This window comes from Pseudomonas sp. GP01-A4, assembly GCF_058780865.1.
The window spans coordinates 60,997-77,212 of sequence record NZ_JBYSWF010000028.1 but is presented as its reverse complement, the minus strand read 5'-3'; the positions used below and the strand labels follow the sequence as shown (position 1 = coordinate 77,212).

19 protein-coding genes and 1 pseudogene are annotated in these 16,216 nt (G+C 51.4%); 6 read left to right on the top strand and 14 right to left on the bottom strand.

The window, feature by feature from the left end; genetic code table 11:
• Positions 1-14: 14 nt before the first annotated feature.
• Both AC3WKX_RS17540 and AC3WKX_RS17535 read right to left on the bottom strand, forming a co-directional pair.
• Positions 15-929 carry a hypothetical protein gene (locus tag AC3WKX_RS17540; protein WP_102604742.1) on the bottom strand — a complete coding sequence of 305 codons (915 nt, stop codon included), beginning with the start codon at positions 927-929 and terminating at the stop codon, positions 15-17.
• Between the two features lie 57 nt (positions 930-986).
• Entirely contained in the window at positions 987-1,157 is a 171-nt protein-coding gene (locus AC3WKX_RS17535; protein WP_158244075.1) for a hypothetical protein, read from the bottom strand.
• A gap of 643 nt (positions 1,158-1,800) precedes the next feature.
• Here AC3WKX_RS17535 and AC3WKX_RS17530 point away from each other — a divergent pair.
• On the top strand, positions 1,801-2,673 hold the full coding sequence (locus tag AC3WKX_RS17530; protein WP_102604744.1) for a hypothetical protein: 873 nt from the start codon (positions 1,801-1,803) through the stop codon (positions 2,671-2,673).
• Positions 2,666-3,304: a hypothetical protein gene (locus AC3WKX_RS17525; protein ID WP_102604745.1), complete on the top strand. Its 639-nt coding sequence runs from the start codon at positions 2,666-2,668 to the stop codon at positions 3,302-3,304. The genes AC3WKX_RS17530 and AC3WKX_RS17525 overlap by 8 nt, the downstream gene beginning before the upstream one ends.
• Before the next feature lie 49 nt (positions 3,305-3,353).
• Here AC3WKX_RS17525 and AC3WKX_RS17520 read toward each other — a convergent pair whose 3' ends face one another.
• On the bottom strand, positions 3,354-5,345 hold the full coding sequence (locus tag AC3WKX_RS17520) for a UvrD-helicase domain-containing protein (protein WP_102604746.1): 1,992 nt from the start codon (positions 5,343-5,345) through the stop codon (positions 3,354-3,356).
• Entirely contained in the window at positions 5,342-7,528 is a 2,187-nt protein-coding gene (locus AC3WKX_RS17515) for an ATP-dependent nuclease (protein ID WP_102604747.1), read from the bottom strand. The genes AC3WKX_RS17520 and AC3WKX_RS17515 overlap by 4 nt, the downstream gene beginning before the upstream one ends.
• A 211-nt stretch (positions 7,529-7,739) precedes the next feature.
• On the opposite strand from AC3WKX_RS17515, the gene AC3WKX_RS17510 reads away from it, so the two are divergent.
• Together AC3WKX_RS17510 and AC3WKX_RS17505 are read left to right on the top strand one after the other, a co-directional pair.
• On the top strand, positions 7,740-7,949 hold the full coding sequence (locus tag AC3WKX_RS17510; protein WP_488656210.1) for a DUF7693 family protein: 210 nt from the start codon (positions 7,740-7,742) through the stop codon (positions 7,947-7,949).
• A gap of 5 nt (positions 7,950-7,954) precedes the next feature.
• A pseudogene (locus tag AC3WKX_RS17505) lies at positions 7,955-8,092 on the top strand (endonuclease); the annotation flags it as partial.
• 127 nt (positions 8,093-8,219) lie between these two features.
• Here the strand turns inward: AC3WKX_RS17505 and AC3WKX_RS17500 are convergent.
• The 3 genes from AC3WKX_RS17500 to AC3WKX_RS17490 form a co-directional block, all read right to left on the bottom strand.
• Positions 8,220-8,450 carry a hypothetical protein gene (locus AC3WKX_RS17500; RefSeq protein WP_146013709.1) on the bottom strand — a complete coding sequence of 77 codons (231 nt, stop codon included), beginning with the start codon at positions 8,448-8,450 and terminating at the stop codon, positions 8,220-8,222.
• 51 nt (positions 8,451-8,501) lie between these two features.
• Positions 8,502-8,936 (bottom strand): hypothetical protein, encoded by a 435-nt coding sequence (locus AC3WKX_RS17495; RefSeq protein WP_102604748.1) that lies wholly within the window; start codon positions 8,934-8,936, stop codon positions 8,502-8,504.
• Between the two features lie 126 nt (positions 8,937-9,062).
• Positions 9,063-9,293 carry an AbrB/MazE/SpoVT family DNA-binding domain-containing protein gene (locus tag AC3WKX_RS17490; protein ID WP_102604749.1) on the bottom strand — a complete coding sequence of 77 codons (231 nt, stop codon included), beginning with the start codon at positions 9,291-9,293 and terminating at the stop codon, positions 9,063-9,065.
• Positions 9,294-9,506: 213 nt separating this feature from the next.
• On the opposite strand from AC3WKX_RS17490, the gene AC3WKX_RS17485 reads away from it, so the two are divergent.
• A complete protein-coding gene (locus AC3WKX_RS17485) occupies positions 9,507-10,124 on the top strand; it encodes a 3'-5' exonuclease (protein ID WP_102604750.1) in 618 nt (205 codons plus the stop codon).
• A gap of 229 nt (positions 10,125-10,353) precedes the next feature.
• Here the strand turns inward: AC3WKX_RS17485 and AC3WKX_RS17480 are convergent, their stop codons facing one another.
• The 3 genes from AC3WKX_RS17480 to AC3WKX_RS17470 all read right to left on the bottom strand — a co-directional run bounded on the left by AC3WKX_RS17480 (position 10,354) and on the right by AC3WKX_RS17470 (position 13,158).
• Positions 10,354-11,127 (bottom strand): hypothetical protein, encoded by a 774-nt coding sequence (locus AC3WKX_RS17480; protein WP_146013710.1) that lies wholly within the window; start codon positions 11,125-11,127, stop codon positions 10,354-10,356.
• Positions 11,128-11,240: 113 nt separating this feature from the next.
• Positions 11,241-12,683: a hypothetical protein gene (locus AC3WKX_RS17475; protein ID WP_102604751.1), complete on the bottom strand. Its 1,443-nt coding sequence runs from the start codon at positions 12,681-12,683 to the stop codon at positions 11,241-11,243.
• Positions 12,684-12,789: 106 nt separating this feature from the next.
• Positions 12,790-13,158 (bottom strand): histone-like nucleoid-structuring protein, MvaT/MvaU family, encoded by a 369-nt coding sequence (locus tag AC3WKX_RS17470; protein ID WP_102604752.1) that lies wholly within the window; start codon positions 13,156-13,158, stop codon positions 12,790-12,792.
• Between the two features lie 84 nt (positions 13,159-13,242).
• On the opposite strand from AC3WKX_RS17470, the gene AC3WKX_RS17465 reads away from it, so the two are divergent.
• Positions 13,243-13,611, top strand: coding sequence for a PIN domain-containing protein (locus AC3WKX_RS17465; protein WP_256579765.1), 369 nt, complete (start codon positions 13,243-13,245; stop codon positions 13,609-13,611).
• A gap of 291 nt (positions 13,612-13,902) precedes the next feature.
• Here the strand turns inward: AC3WKX_RS17465 and AC3WKX_RS17460 are convergent, their stop codons facing one another.
• From AC3WKX_RS17460 to AC3WKX_RS17445, 4 genes are all read right to left on the bottom strand, one after another.
• Positions 13,903-14,283 carry a hypothetical protein gene (locus AC3WKX_RS17460; RefSeq protein ID WP_102604753.1) on the bottom strand — a complete coding sequence of 127 codons (381 nt, stop codon included), beginning with the start codon at positions 14,281-14,283 and terminating at the stop codon, positions 13,903-13,905.
• Between the two features lie 47 nt (positions 14,284-14,330).
• Entirely contained in the window at positions 14,331-14,735 is a 405-nt protein-coding gene (locus AC3WKX_RS17455) for a DUF6957 family protein (protein WP_102604754.1), read from the bottom strand.
• A 67-nt stretch (positions 14,736-14,802) separates the two neighbouring features.
• A complete protein-coding gene (locus AC3WKX_RS17450; RefSeq protein ID WP_102604755.1) occupies positions 14,803-15,531 on the bottom strand; it encodes a metallophosphoesterase in 729 nt (242 codons plus the stop codon).
• A 47-nt stretch (positions 15,532-15,578) separates the two neighbouring features.
• The gene (locus AC3WKX_RS17445) at positions 15,579-16,070 is read right to left on the bottom strand and encodes a hypothetical protein (protein ID WP_102604756.1); all 492 of its coding nucleotides are present in this window, start codon (positions 16,068-16,070) and stop codon (positions 15,579-15,581) included.
• Between the last annotated feature and the right edge of the window lie 146 nt (positions 16,071-16,216).

Here is a 16,216-nt window from a genome sequence, read left to right as displayed (position 1 = left end):
AATGAGTGTCCGGATCAGCGTGGAATCACTGTCCGGATGCGCGTGGAATGGGTGTCCGAGTCAGCGTGGAATCCGCAGATTATTGGCAGATCACTGTCAATGTGTGCAGAGATATAGCTTTGGAACCATTTCTTGGTCGCTGACGTAAGCGCAGAGGAATGGTATCGAAGACCTTCGACATCCAACGAGCGTTGAATCTGCTTGTGAGTGAGGTGCTTGTTGGGGAATCCGTTGTTTGAACCATCCGCGAAATTCAGCGCTGCAATCGTGATCTCGCTGCAGGAGGGGATGCTTTTCACGTCTCGGCCCGGCAACGCATGAAGAGCAGTCCAGATCGCGGTGGTCGCACAGGCAGCTACGACTTTGTCCTGCTCTTGGAACGCGATCGAGTCTACGTGAAGCTTTATACCAAAGAGGTTGACATCGTAGCGCTTGGAAATCTTCTTTTTGGTTCCTGGGCCGGTACCAGGCTCACCCGTTATTCGAAGGCACGTCTTACCTATGAACGTCTTGCTCAAAGGCTTGATCAGGACGAACCCCAAGTAGCTGCTTTGAAGCACTTCACCAGTCAGATCCTCTGGCTCGATGTCTTGCTGCTGGTCAGCCGTCAGATCTTCTTGCTTGATGCCTAGCATCATTTTGTCGAGCGATTTGTGGTCTAGCTTGCAATTGAAGAAATGAAGTCGGCCACAGACTCCGCCATCGTTACGGAATCGCTTCACGTAGTAGCGGGAGTAGTCTTCAAGGAAGTCGCGGTCTGTGTACCGAGGCTCCAGCAGAATGGACTTTGCACCCAACGAGCTGAGGTAGTTGTACAGGTACTTAACTTGCTCTTTATCGAAGATCTGCAGATATTCGTAGCCAAAGCATTCGCGGATCAAGGCGCTCAACGTTTCGCGCTGAAATTCGGTTACTAGGTATGGAGTCATTGTTCTTCGCGCAAAAAAAAGCAGCCGCGGAGGGCTGCTTTCAGGTTAAGAAATGAGTCAGAGGCTGCAGGTGCGAGCAAGCATCTTGCTGTCTACAGCTTGGGCTTTGGCTTGGCTAGCAAGGATCTTGGTCATCACGATGGTACGGGCTCGTGCCTTACGCAGGCGCTCCTCCGGAGTGGCGCCCAACTCTTTCCTGGCCTTCTCATACAAAAGCTCAACGCTCATTTTCTGTCCCCTTTTTCCCACATTCCTAGTGGTAACGGTCTTGCTACGGTAGTCGCTGACGAGGCTGACGCGGGTGTCACTTACGATGATTCTCGAAGGGTGCGGATTATACGAATCCCCTCGCCTGGTCGTCAGCTTCCTCAAACCCTTGCCGACGGATGGCATCCTTCACGGCTTCGACACAACGTTTTCGTTAACGTTCATCCAACCAAGGCTCTGCTCTTGCAGGTGCCTTACGTCGTTTGGTTCGGATCTCAGAAACATTTAGCTTCTGGCTTTGCGTCGTGTGGATTCGGATCTCAACGCTGCTTAAGGCAGCAGCTAAAGAGCGAGATCCAACGACGAATTTGCGGTATGGATTAAGTATGGCACAAAGGAATTACGTTACGCGATAGGTCTTTGTGACATGTCACACGCTTTCCGGTTAGCTTCACGCATCCATTTCCCCACCAATTTCACTTTCTTCGTTCGCGATTCGATGCTCTAAATGACTTCGCTGTGAGCCTAGCTGAGGCTTTGAGATTTGCCTCCCAATTCGATGTTCAAGCAAGATTAATTCGATGCGAAAAGCCATGCTTGCTTGCATTGAGCCATCACGCCGAGCAAAATCCGCCATCGAAATGGATGTCAGAAGGTACCCGGCGTGTCTCTCTCAGGGATTTTCAGCTCTGCTCATCAACGCAGAAGCTTTCTGCTGGCCAGCGGTGGCCTATTACTTCTTTGCTTTCTGGCCACTCTCTGGATCGCCAATCGCCCTGAGCAATCTCCGTCGCTGGAGACCTTCAACAGCTTTTTAAACTCAGTCGTTGCAAGTGGTGCATTCGCCATTCTCTCGACGCTCTACATCTCATTTTTCGTCGATCCGAACGAAGTGCAAAAAGCAGCAGTCGTACTGCCTCAAGATATTTCGCAGAACCTTGAGAGGATTGTCGCCGATTCGGTTGACTATCAAATCAGCGTACGAACTGGTCGACACTTTCGTGCTAAGACACTTCCCAGACTCCTTGAGCAAGCCAAAAAACACAGACAACCAATTCGCGTCGACGCCATCCTGCTGGACTTCAGGGACGAAGCCATTTGTGAGCAGTACGCCCGGTTCCGGCAAAGCGCCACGTTCGACAGCCACCTGTGGAGCGTTGAGTACGTCCAGTCTGAGGTTTTGGCAACCATCCTCGCTATCGCACGCGCCAAGAATGAGTATCCGCTGTTGCTCAACGTACAACTGTACTTGAGCAAGCGCTTATCTACGTTCCGAATTGAAGGCTCGTCTCAAGAGCTCATCGTCACGCGTGAAGACCCGAAAGATTTTGCCTACAGGTATCATCGTTCTCACCGCGACTACGCGGCATACGCTCATGAGCTAGGACTGATACGCACAGAAGCTTCCAACGTTGACGTCCCCACCAACGTTGCGCCCACCGAAGTGCTTCAAACGATGTTCGGACTAGGCAAAATTGCAGCGACGGTGATAACTGCAGCTGAGCAAGCGGTAGGTGGTCGTTCTCCTTATGCCTAGTAACCTGCCCTTCCTTAACCGGGAGCAACTGGGCACCACATCGACGTCCAACATAAAGGAAGCACTAAGAGCCTGGATCATTGAGACCAAGCCTCATTGCCTCAAGCATCCGCACGGGTTCTACGTCATGTTGTTGAACCGCTCGGACGACGAAGAGTGGCGCCTGCACCTTTGGCCCAGCAGCCACCGCCAAATTAGTGGAATGCCCGCTGGCATCCATCTGCACGATACCCATGTGAGTAGTCGCATTCTCGCCGGCAAACTGACGAACATTCAGTACACCAGCACTCTGCTAGATGCAGGTACGACATCAGGTCATCCTGTGTACGATGTGATCTACAAGGGGGATCGTTACGTTCGTCGAACGACGAACACCCTACGCAAAACGAATGTGAGAGAGGCTGTGAGTGAAACTGAACGGCGCTGTCTACGAGTCGGTGAGTCTTACCGTATCGAGCGCTACACTCTTCATGAAGCCGTCGTTGACCCAGACGTCGCTACATGCACACTGGTTTGCATGCATGATCGTGCAGAGGGGGTAGTTAAGCTGATTGGAATCGATGGTTACCCAGATGAGCTTTCGTTCGTCCGCACAGAGCATGACGGGGCGATTTTCCTGGATTACCTATAAATACCCATACCTGCGAGCAGAGATCACCGCCGCATAAGCATCATCGCTTTCATAAATGCTGAACCTTCCAGCCTTGGTCAATCAGCTTTCGGCAATTCTCCTCGAATAGCGCATCCTCTCCCAACGAGCGCTTACTAATAGCCAAGCAAATCAAGTGCGTCGGTCGAGTCATTGCCACATACATCGCAAGAAGCCGCTGGGTAATACGAACACCAAGCTTTTTGCGCCCATGGCAACACTCACCCACCATCCATGGCACCAAGCTGCCGAGAAACGGCTCGTGACGGAAGGTTTCCAATACCAGCGTCGCGGTGTGCGTCTGCCCCTTGTTTGAGTGGATGGAGCCGAGCTTGATGTCGACCGTCCCGTGATCATGAATACTCCGGTAAGTATTCACTGCCAGCGCGGCCCCTCCCTCCAGAACAATCTCTTGGCTCTCGTCCACCCAGGCCAAGTATTCCCGAGTCGTGTCGGATCGCGCGTTGAGGCCAGAGAGCGCCACAGCGAGGTTGCAAAAACGCTGGGACAGAGTCAGCCAACGGCCTTGGCTAATGAAGTCCGACTTGAAGAGAACCTCAACTATCAGTCGCTGATATTGCTCCAGATCTTTCGGGTCGGTGAAGAGTTGCTGAACCTGTACGTGCTGTCGGGCCCCCACCTTGATCTTTGTGGAAGTGTTCGACAGGTTCACAAGGTGGAGCAATGCGCGCGCTATCTCCTCTACTCCGTGATGCGCTGTATCCCCCTTAGCAAGGTGACGACGGGCTAGGCGCACCCGTTCCACAAGGGTCGAAGGCCTATAGTTAGAACGGCCAGCGTTGCGATCATACGACTCCCAGTAATGCCCAACGGTCTTTGGATAATGCGTAGCGTCTTCATCCTCAGAATTGATGTCCTTATGCGTATAGCCCAACGCAGTGATCAGTGCTTTCTCCAGCAGTGCGCGAGGAAGGTGATCCAGGACAAGCCGACCGTAGGCATTAAGCACGCCGCTACAGTCGCCATCCGGAAAGACGAATATCGTATGAGGTGCCTGGAAATTGCTCTCCCTCCTGCGTAGCCCACAAAGCCTGTCCTCTACTGGGTAGAAGGCAAATGGATCTGCGAGTGATGCGATGGATACGTCGAAGCGAAAGCTGCTTGCGATATCAACCGAGCGAGCCGTATCTGGAAAATCGCTACCCTTGGAGTGAACATCAGAATCAAAGATCGCCTGGTTAGGATCACCCACCCGAGTTACGCAGATACCTGGATTGTCCCTGGGGAAAATCGTGCTCAGGTACTTGTTCTGCATAGCCGAAGTATCCTGCATCTCATCGACAATTACACAGGGAAAGCGATGCATGAGCCCTTGAGCGACGCCTGGTCGCTCTGCCAGTTGAGCCTTACCCAGGACGAAAATTTCGTCATAGCAGAAGTATCCACGCTTGGCAGTCTCTCCCATGGCTAAGGCCATGATCCTATAGGTGGGAGCCTCCTCCCCTGCCGGAAACTTGTTGCCTTTGAGCGGATCGGTGAAGTCAGTGCTGGTCAGTCTCAACTTCTCAGGACTGAACTTATTGAACTCAAACAGTGACCTGATCTTCGACCTGCCCTGATAAGGCATGCAGCTGAAGCGCATCCGATGTGTCAGCTCATCATCGATGGCTGTGAATCGGTGCCCGGCGGAAAGCAGCCACGGTGTGGCAAGAAATCGGCAGACAAACCCATGGATCGTGTCGATGTAATGGGGATAGCTCAACAGGCGCCTTCCCACCTCTGTTTCGCCCAGACGATGTTCAATCTCATGACGTGCGACATTGGTGTGCGATAGCACGCAGATCCCTCGGGTTCTGTTTGTCCATTTGCGTGCGAGAATCGCCAGCTTGGCGACCACCAGGGTCGTCTTGCCACTGCCGGGACACGCAGACACATCCAACGTCTCGCGCGACCTCAGAAAGTTCAGCCGAGGCGCATCAAGCTCCTTGAGCCCCATGAGCTCGACAACCCAGTCGATGTCTTCATCCGTGATCTCGGGCACCAGATCCCGAAACGCGATCACCGAGGATCCTCCGCCTGCTCCAGATTCGTTTCCAAGCGGGAGGTTACATAGGTAATCGCCTCGGTTATGTAAATTGGCAGCGCTTCCTGAATTTGCTCAAGGGGCAGCGCCTTGTAACCGAGACGGCCCTCAAGCAAGTCAACCATATACTGCGCTGTGATCGCCTTGGATGCCTTCTTCTGGTGGAATAGGGCGTAGATGTATGAACACAGATGCTCGTGGGACTCACTTGACTCAGTTAGTGCCTGGAACTCATCGCAGGCATCATGAATAACCTTCGTAGGTGTCTCTCGCTCCTCGTTGAGAGCATCATCATTTTCAGCAAGCCGGGCGGCGATTAGAACCTGCTGTGCAAGCCCCGTGAACGCGAGGTCATACTCAAGCGTCCAATAATCGGCAACGAAGGTTTGAACATTCTGCTCGTCGTTGACCTTGAGTTTCTGACGTCGTTCGGCCAGGCCGGCCAATTGACTTTGCTCGTCATCCCCAAAATGCCTGACCGCCTTCCAGCGACGGAATTTACTTGTCCATCTTGGATCATCGTCATCGTCCACATGCCCGAGGATGACTGGGGCGCAGTTCGGCATCACGTCCATGTCCGCCATGCAGGCAACCGGCAGATGCAATGTCCCTTTATCCGGGTTCGCCCTCTGTAGGATGCGGGAATACCGACCCAAGCCCGTGCTGCCCACGTTCACCACTGATACACCGTGTTTGGTGAAATCCTTGCCCAGGATCTTGGCGATTGCCGGTAGCAGGATTGCTTCACCATCCCCCTCCACGACGAGCACTCCTCGTGCAAAAAAAAGATTCGCCTTGGTAACGTCCAGAAACCGGGCCAGAAACCGGTAGTCACCAGCATCGAGCCTTGTGTGCTGCTTGCCCAGAGAGTAGGCCTTATGGCGATGCATCAGTACCAGGTTGTCCAGGGCGATCTTGGAGCTAAGGTTGGGGCTGTGGGTCGTCAGAATGACCTGCACAGAGCGTGACGAATTTGCAGGCACCGGATCAGCTATTGGCTGATCAGCGGTTTGAGGTTCCTTTGCAACGAGAACGGGCGCGTCTGTGGTTGATACTGCCGCTATCGGAAAGTTGTGCTGCTCAGGAGTATCGGCCCCGTAAGGGATGTTCGGCGCTCCCGAGCCATCAGCTGTCACCGATGGGGTGTAATCAGGGCCCGCAGCAGCGCTCAGAAACTCCATTAGGCGCAGTTGCCTCTGCGGATGCAGGTGAGCTTCAGGTTCTTCGATGAGCAGCAAGGGAAGCCCATCAGGCTCGCGACCCAAGAGTAGTAGCTCACAGGCCATGAACAGCAGATTGTTGGAACCGAGCCCATAGGCTCCCCGAGTTTCACCAGAGTCCTGATCGAGTAAACTGAGCTCAAGACGTTCAAGGATCTGCCGCAGGCGTGCCGACTCCGTCCCGCCTTCTACGAAATTGATCCGGCCATGCAGCTCATCTCCCTCCAGACCCAGATGAGACAGGTAATCGTTGTTGACGGAGTTCTGGGCCTTTCTCACCCCTTCGTGCGAGTTGACCAGGTGCCGGAGGTACTCCGCGAGGCCCGCAAGGCTCAGAGAGGCAGGATCTAGATCCTCTTGCGATCGCTCACTGGTAAAGTCACTACCATTCTTAATGTCGGGAAAATTCTTCAGCACCTGCGACAGGCGAGAACCGCGACCGGACGACATTTCACGCTGTGCATCACGAAGCGGTCTCAGATACGCTGCTGCGAGCAACTGCCTAACATTGACGTCCAGACTTGGGCCCCCACCGTTATGGCCACTACGCACCGCGATATCAACCCAGCGCCGCGCGAGCGTATCGTCATTGAGTCGACGAGCTGTCCAATGGACGTAAACGACAGCCTGCTCGCCGATAAAGGTGACGTACTCTGAAAGCGCACCCTGATCCGCAACCGACATATCGGAGAACTTCGCAACAATCGTGATCTGATGCGCTTGCGATCCTTCCCCAGAAACGTGGAAATCTTCTGGCTGCAAGCGCACGTATTCACCGTCCCGGGTCTGGAGCACTAATCTGAGCGCATCGATGACGGAGGACTTACCTGCGTCGTTCTCACCCACAAGGGCGGTGACGCCTCTGTTGAACTCGATGAACAAACCCTGAGAGTCGGGGCCAAACTGCCGGAAGTTCTGAACCTTGAGTGCTGACAAATACATCCATGTTTTCCTGTCACAAACGGATTCTGGGTACGACGTTCAGCCAATACTACCGGATAGAGCTAATGCATCTCTCAATACAGAAGGTCTAATTTCTGAACGCGCGCTTGGAACTCACCATCTCTTGGCCCTCGAGGTCAGCCAGGTGCTGGCGGTCGTCGCGCGGGGCAAACGCACCATGACGCGAAGTACCATCCAGTCATGAAATGAGATCTACCACGGCCTCATGCCTGTGGAGATAGGTGGCTGGCGACTCACCCTCTTCAATGACTGTGACACCCTGGATTACTGCGAGTATTGCAGGTCGCCTGATGGCCGAGTTGGGACACTTGAACTCTGGCAGCGCGACGGGTCTGATCCTGTCGACCTATTGAGTGCATGGGAGTGCGATCAGCTCGAACGTTTGCTCGCCGCGCTCTGAGCTGTAACCGGAAAAGCCAGGTCTATCGCGTCTCGACGGGGTGCCTTGGGTATGGTCAAGTGTCTGAAAAAAATCAGATCACCTTCACCTCGGATTCCGAGGCCCAGGCTGCTGGATATCGAAAGGCAGGCAACTACAAGTAGTTGTTGCCTGTTGAAAGTCGGCCTCGCAAAACCGAGGCCGTTTCCAATTCGTACCGATTACCCTGATCCATCTAAGTCATGGCCCTTGGGAGCGCCGCTGACTCGCTGCGAGCGTGTGGCTGGAGTTTTAGTTTTTGCTGAGCCCCAAGATCAGGTTAGCCAAACCTATACCAATCTTCAGCAGATCAAGTATCCGGTCAAACCAGAAGCGCTCGCTGGTAACGATACGAGTTGATTCTTGAGAGAGTTTATTTACTGACGATGTGTTGTCGGAGACTTGAGTTACAGGCACACAAACACATTTCAGCTCGCCCTTTTCGGAGCAAGCGGTACAGCCACGACGGTTTTCTGAGGTCATAGGAACGATCCCAATCGAAAAAAGAGAAGGTGGAAATTTTTCGAAGGAGGATTAACGAAGGCGGTGCTTGTATCCGCTGAGTTCTGGGCCGTCCATGAAGAGTGGAACGCGCAGAGTTGCTCGTAGAGAGCGAGCAAGGAGGGCTTTGAGCTTAGCCAGAGCGGCAAGGCAAAACGCTAAAACGCCGATCCAGTATTTGTACTGGCGGGATAATACGGACGATGGGCCAAAGGCATCGAAGGCATTGTCAATCGCTTCCAGTGCCAAGAACGCACGGTCGAGGCTGCAGCTGATCATCCTGTGATCGTGCAAGCCCTCCGCGAGATCAAGAGCGTCAAGCGCAGCCTTAGCCCGTCGAACTGCATGAGTATCAGCCTGAACACTTTCGCGCTCAAGTCTGTCAAATTCAGCCCTCAGCTCTTCGATGACGGCATCAACCTCATAGGCTTCGGCCGGAGGTCGTACTGTTGATAGTTGATCGTCCATACGGATTCTCATTTATTGACACCCATCCAACATAACGAGGCCGTTTGGGAACTTCAACCAGTTTTCTGTCGAATTAACATATCTACAGCTGAAGCTCAGGGTGTTCTGAGAATCCCAGTTGAGCTTTTACTCCTTCAGTGCAAAAACTGCGTTCATGTCACCAATGCTCACGATGACATTCGGCTTGCGAATCATGCCCTTCAGTCGCCTAACGGAGTAACTCACAGCCACGATGGCGAATTGACCATTTTCGAGATCGACGAATTCGATTTCATCCCCTGGTCGCAGGCCAAGAGTAGCCCGTACCTGGACAGGGATGGTGATTTGGCCTTTAGAATTCACAGTAGCAGTAGCCATGAGGATACCTACGCGATTGGGCACTTAAATGATAGCCGAGCGGTGCGGTAGGCTTTAACGTGAAGACGTGAGGTCGAGCCGCTTAAGCCCGAAGGAGCGATAGCCAAAGACGCTCTAGCTCGAAGCTGCACGCCCTCTAACGACTCCGTCAGAGCGTGGCTGTATTCACGTGTCGATGTACCTTGGACAGATCAAAGTTAGGGCATCCATGCTATGAGCATTCAAGCAAAGTTTCATCACCTTCAAGCCATCCAAAACTTGCTCGCGCCATACCGCTATCTGTATTGCGTCGACCTTGAGGCAACCTGCGATGAGGTGGACGAGTCGGAGTCAACAAGACCGCTAATAGTCACGCCCGAACAGATGGAAACGATAGAGATTGGCCTGGTAGTGGTCGATCTGGAATCGCTTGAAATCGTCGACGAATTCCAGCGCTTCGTTCGACCTCAGATCAACCCTACCCTTACTGATTTCTGTAAGAAGCTGACGTCCATTCAACAAGCAGACGTGGACGGTGCCCGAACCTATCGAGAGGTTGGCGACGAGCTACGAATGTTTGCTGTGCGTTATCCAAACGCGGCCTGGACGTCATGGGGTGACTATGACGCAAGACAGCTTGAGCGCGATGCTGGTTTTGCTGGGTGCCCTTCCCTGCTCGAAGGCTTGCCCCATTTCAATGCCAGGAAATGGCATGCAGGCTTATATGACGATCGACCTAAATCACTTAAGCAAACGGTAGAGTCGTTGGGCTTGGTTTGGCAGGGTACCTATCACCGAGGGATAGACGATGCGAGAAATGTGGCTTCCATCGTGAAAGAAATGCTTAGCTAATTGATGAGCCGGGCCCAGCTGCCCGAAGAATCGACCTCCCCGTTGACGTCACTTCCTACCACAGCCTAGTGATGGGCTGCTCCGCCATGACATCCTCGGGGCTCAAGGTGCCGCTTGGAGGTTGCATCAGCATCGACCCTGAGGAATTTCGCGACCAGATCATTGCCGCAAGAGAGCAATACAAAAGCCTGGTGCGGCGGAATGATTAGTTTGACAACAATTAACCAAGTCATGATGTCTTGTTTTTTGCAGGCTTGCTTACTGAATAGTTTTGTTTCCAGAACAGAACGTCATCCAAAAGTAGCCAGCATTTAACTCTAAGCCTATCTCTAAAGTGGTGCATGTGAATGCTATATATTCTAAAGCTTTCCGCCTGCCCATAGTCGTCTGGATTATCTTTGAAAACATCAGAAGGCACGAAAACATCATGGTGAGGAATTTGCTCCAGCATTGAGGCTAACTCTCTTGAGCGAGAGCAAATTTGAATCCAGAAAATCGCGTGTTTTGACGATATTGATGATGCCATGATCGTGCCCTGATCAAGCACGTGCCCAATGTCATTAACGTGCAGGGTTGTCGAGAGAACACTCTCATAACCAGCAACCGTCCTAGCTTCCTCCACAATTTCAGTCAAATTACTCAGATCTAGTATTTTTATATTTTGACGATCTATATTGGAATTCATATGCGGTCTTGATTTATGGACGAAACTCAAGGCAATAGGTGCCAGAATATTATCTAGTGAAAAGTGCGTCTCAGCCAATGCTTTTCTTTTTGGGATTACATCAATAAATATATAGAATATGTACGCCGCAACTATGCTTGCCAAGATGCTACTTGCGATATTTTCAAAGGCAGAAGATGAGAGCGCTGCTACTATGCATGAATTTTCCCACCCAAGCGGCACGGGCAGCTTAATCTGGATTACACACAGCAGCAGGAATGCTAACAGCACTAATAACCCAACATAGCGTTCTTGCAATAATAGAACAAGCCGAATCATTCTAACTCCCTGTAATCAGAAAAGAGCCCCGCAGGGCCCATTTGCACTCAAGCCAACATCATACTGCCAGCACTGCCGGGTTGGCCAGCTGGGTGGATTTATAAGATCCTCAGCTAGCCAATGGATTCCTCCGCAAGGTCATCCGATGTCTGGTGATGCACTGGAATATAGTAATATTTTTTGGTCGTTGCGTACTGATTTTCCAAAATGCTCCTCGGACTCTGAAGATCAAATCTCATGCGATTCATTAGTCCATCTCCTAGGTATCCTTGAATCCCTTGGTCGCTCATTGACATTGCCATGGCTTTCCCGTCAACATGCATTGCTCCTATATCAGCGTTTTTGGGAGGTCGCGCCAAAGTAATCATGCTCGGATACAGTCTTTGTGATAATTCAAAAAAGCCCCTAGTGTTGAGGCAACCCATCACAACGATCTTCCCGTTTATTATCTCCTCAATAAATTCTGTCGGCATATTGAGGGATGGTAAAGGCCTGGCGAGCGCATCAAAGAAACTATCTGTCAGGTTGTATATTGGGTTGCTGCATTTCAACATGCTCATCCATGAGCTAAATCCAACATATGCGAACTCCGGCTCTTTGTACATGCCAATGTAAAGGCATGAATCAATGACGCTTATTGCATATGTGCCACTCTTTCCCAGCCTCTTTCGGCAATCTAAGAGTTCGTCATTGTAGTATTTTATATCGCACTTGGTTTCCGTGATCTTTACTTTTCTGCCCGTTAATTGATCGTATCCCTCATTCGTCTTCAGTGTCGATGAAAGGTTCTTCGCTCGATCAGCCTGATTTTTAGTTCGCTTGTATTGCTGCTTTTCAGATCTAGTAAAATCCTTGGTAAGGATTGTTTCTGCCAGTTTACAGCTAAGTCCTTCTGAGTGCTCCATGATGTCAAGCAACACCTTGCTTTTGCTGCCGCTTTTAACCTCGATGAACGATGTACCTTGACTATTTCTAAGTGCAATGTCTCCATGATGCACGAATGTAGTTAGATCCGCCATGATGGCTATGGTCATAGGGCATTCATTATATTGGTCTATGATCCCTTGGATATCTTCAATATTTTTTATAGAGAGATTATCTCCATGCTTGTTCATCGGCAATCGCCTAATTGTTGATTGCTCATCAAAAAGCATATGCCAAACAATAGAGTCGGCAAACCTGCGAAGCATATTGTTTTCAAGGCTTAGCTTTTTTATCTTCTCAATGGTTTTAGATTTCTCGACTGAGTCCTTCCTTATATGGAAGTCACTTTTCTGCGCTTCGAGCGAGCATATCTCGGACAGGTTTTTACAGACTTCAATTACTATGAGTTTCTGCGCTAGCTTCCAACCGTCATGCACGGCGGCGATGAATTCTTGATAGTTCTCACGGTTTTCGCTCGACGGAATCATTTTGTAGATTCCATTTCCGCGAATTAAGTGCAGAAGCCGAACCATCAGTGCCTTGGTGTCACTCTCTATTAGCATCCCTAGCCGGAGGAAACGTTCAAATCCAGGCGGAGCCTTTATCTTCTCACTATCTTCTGTTTCCTTCATGATCTGTCAGTCTCACTGAGTAAGGGATTTCAAATCGGCGGACATAGATTCAGGTGCTACATAGCAAAAAGGCCCCACTGGGGCCTTCATTTGTACTCAAATAGTCTTACTGAGCCAACCAGGATTCAACCTCATCAGCCCCGTACTCTGACTTCCACTCTTTCAGGATTTTGTGATTGCCGCCCTTAGTTTCAACGACTTCTCCTGAATGCGGGTTCTTGTAGATTTTGACCTGGCGTGGCTTGCGGGTGCCTGCCTTGGATTCTGTGGCAGCAGGAGCGCTGCGCGATGCTTGAGGGTCAAGTATGGCGATGACGTTGCGCAGGCTGTAGCCGTACTCGCCCAACAGGTTGCGAAGCTTCTGCTCGAACTCGATTTCGCGTTTCAGGCCATCATCATTTTTCAGGGTTTCGAGCTCGGCAAGTTGAGCTGCGAGCTGCTGCTCAAGGGCACGGAATTCTGCGAGACGAGACATTTGACGCTCCTGTAAGGTATTGGGCCATTATCCGGTGATGGTCAAGGCCAAGTCTAGCAATCACCAAGCTGAAAAGGAGCTTCAATGCACCTAGTAATGCTCGACACCTGCGTCTGGCTTGATATGTCATCACAAAAGGCCGAGCTTCCTATGCTTACAGCCCTGGAGCACTTAGTCCAGAATGATGCAATCAAGATCTTGCTGCCCGACCTGGTACGCATGGAGTATGAGCGAAACAAGGACAGGGTTATCGAAGCGACACGTAAACGCCTCGCTAACGAGTTCCGGGTGGTGAAAGGTGTGATTGAGTCATTCGGTGGTGATGGGAAAGAAGCTGCGCTCGACACCTTGGATGACGTGAATCAAAGGTTGCCAATCCTCTCTGAAGCGACTCAAGTAACGGTGAACCGTGTTCTGAATCCGTCCGACGGCAAAATGAGCATCACAGAATAGAGGCAGTTTGAAGCGCTCCGCACGGCTAACTCGGAGCGCTGATGATTCAAACACTAAGAGACCTAGCAAGCGACCTATCAGAGGTCTGACAGAACGCGGGGCTGAGCTTGTCCTGGATGGCGCTCCACTCTTCGATCGAGATCAGCACAGCGCTCCTTCGCTCACCATCGATGAAAATCGGTTTACGAGTCGTGATTACCTTTCGAGCAACTCATCGAAATTGTTCTTCGCTCGAATAGCCGTCCAGCGTTCTTCCATTGCCATGCTGTCATGCCTCCGCATCCATAGAGATCAAGCACTCGGCCTTGGATCAGATGCGAGGCGTTCACCTGACCGAAGCAATTCAAGAAAACTACGTCGCCCCCCCCCGCGCTTGAAGCTACCAATGATGTAATGTCCTTCCCGCGTTTCCAAAAGCCAGAAACGTCCCTCTTTCCACGCGCTCTGAATTTTTTCTGTGCGAATGATCCCGCCATTGGCTGTTCGGTAGGCGTCGTCTTGCGGAAAGTGGTCGAAGGACACGCCAAGACACCTGTCCTCGATGATCACCACATCGCTGATAAAAGCCGTTATGGCTACTGTGTATTTCTGAAGACTCGCTTGTACAAGACGGCTCAGCTGGAAGTCACTGAGATACTTACTATGAAATTCCACTTCGATGATTTCAGGCATCCGGCCATCTCCAAATGACTCAAGTAGTATTTTGCGCCAGTCATTGCTCAATCCGCTTTCATAGAAAAAGCAGCACGTATGCTGGCGTTTTTTCTTAGGCCCGATCCCAGCAGGAGGTAGACCGTACTCTTGGTTTCAAACATGCAGTCTTCCGTGAATGATTTTCCGAAATTGCTGCGTACCCACATCTGTGGCTGGAAGCGCCCTTTACTGTCCAAGACGACTTCGTGAGCGAAAAGTGTCGCGGGAAGTAGACCAAGCCCGCTTAGCTTTTCTTTCTCATTTGAGTTAACCGTGAGGTCGATTAGAATCCATTGCCGCACCACACAGAAGGCTTTGCGAGGGAAAACTTTTGCGGACAACGCAGTCAGCTCATCTTGGGTGCCTTGCCAGCCAGGTATCTCCTCCCCTGCGCCGTAGAGCAGCTGTGAGATTTCTTCTAACGTAACCATGTAATTTTCTCGAATTCGTACGCAGCGAAATTCCGTTCGCAGAGGTTCTTCGCTGAAAGACGGCTCATCAAATCTCGATCAGAAAATCCGGATCGAACCCAGTCTGTTGATTTGGATATCCGCGAGGATTTGAAACGACTCGGCATCCATGCTTTAAGAAATCCGCTGCAATGTGGGTATGTCCATAAACCCAAAGATCCGCCTTGCCCAGAAGCTCCGGCCAATCGTTGGCGTAGGCTGCGATCAGGTGTACGGGAAGATCATCACCTACGTAATCCAACACCGGCGCATGGTGAGTTACTACAACGGTTTTGCCGTCAAATGGCTTGTTCAGTTCCTGTGTGAGCCAGGCATAAGCCGCTTTAGATTTAGCTATCAGGTCATCGGGACGAAGGCGTCGGTAACTCTCATTTGTTCTGATGACGGTGTAATCATTCATCCATTCCCAAGCGACGCGTTTTGCCGCAACAACATCTCCCGTCGATGAGAAATCTGTCCACGCCGTCGTGACCAAAAACCGGGTTTGGTTCAGGATCAAAACTTCATTTTCAAGGACATGGACATGTGGCGCTGCGGCGTCCTTCATTTTTTGAAACGTGCGCTCGGTGTGGCCGCCGTAGTACTCATGATTTCCGCAGACGTAGATCACAGGGCACTGGAATGTGTCGTTCGCCCAAACCACGCCGCGCGATTTGATATCAATATCGCCGGCCAGGATGACAACGTCCGCATCACTTGGGGCGGGCTCGAACCGAGCGAACTCAATGTGCAGATCTGAATAGATTTGGGCCTTCATGGATTAACCAGCTTGTGCTGTTGTCGTGCAGAGCGACTCACTTGTCTCTAACACTGCGTAACCGTGGTCGACGTGGGATAGTTGGTGCAATGGAAGTGCTTCCCGGCAGCGGTCGTGGCGTCGTAAATCATTCGAATATTGTTGAGCAAGCCTGCGTCGCTGACATCAAGAGAACTACTGTAGATTGCTCCGCTATCGACTTTATGAAGCAGTACGTACTCACCGTTTTTGTCGCAGCCGACCATCACACTGATCAACTTTTCCATGCGTTCTAAAGGACTCCCATTCATGCAAGGGGGAGTCACAACCTGAACCCCCTCAATCATGAGCTCTGTGCTTCGCTGAGAGAGCAGGTGGGCCAGCATCGAAGGGTCTGATGGCATCAATTTTTTGAACCGAGCCCTAGCTCCTTCACAAATGCGGAAGCGAACGTGATACCAGAAATCCTCGGGGTCTCGCTCGACCATCCGCCAAGCCGTGCGGCCAGGCCCTGGGAAGCCTGGTAAGCCGACCATACAAGACTCATCTGAAATAAACATGGAGCAGGTTTCCTGGTTTTGCGGTGCGTCGAATCGACCGACGTTGGCAGAGATCAAGCTCAAACATTTTGGCAATACATAGCTATTGTTTGTATGAGGTAGCGGCTCCGGCTGAGAGTCAACGAGTCGTGTCCAGATCCGTTTGC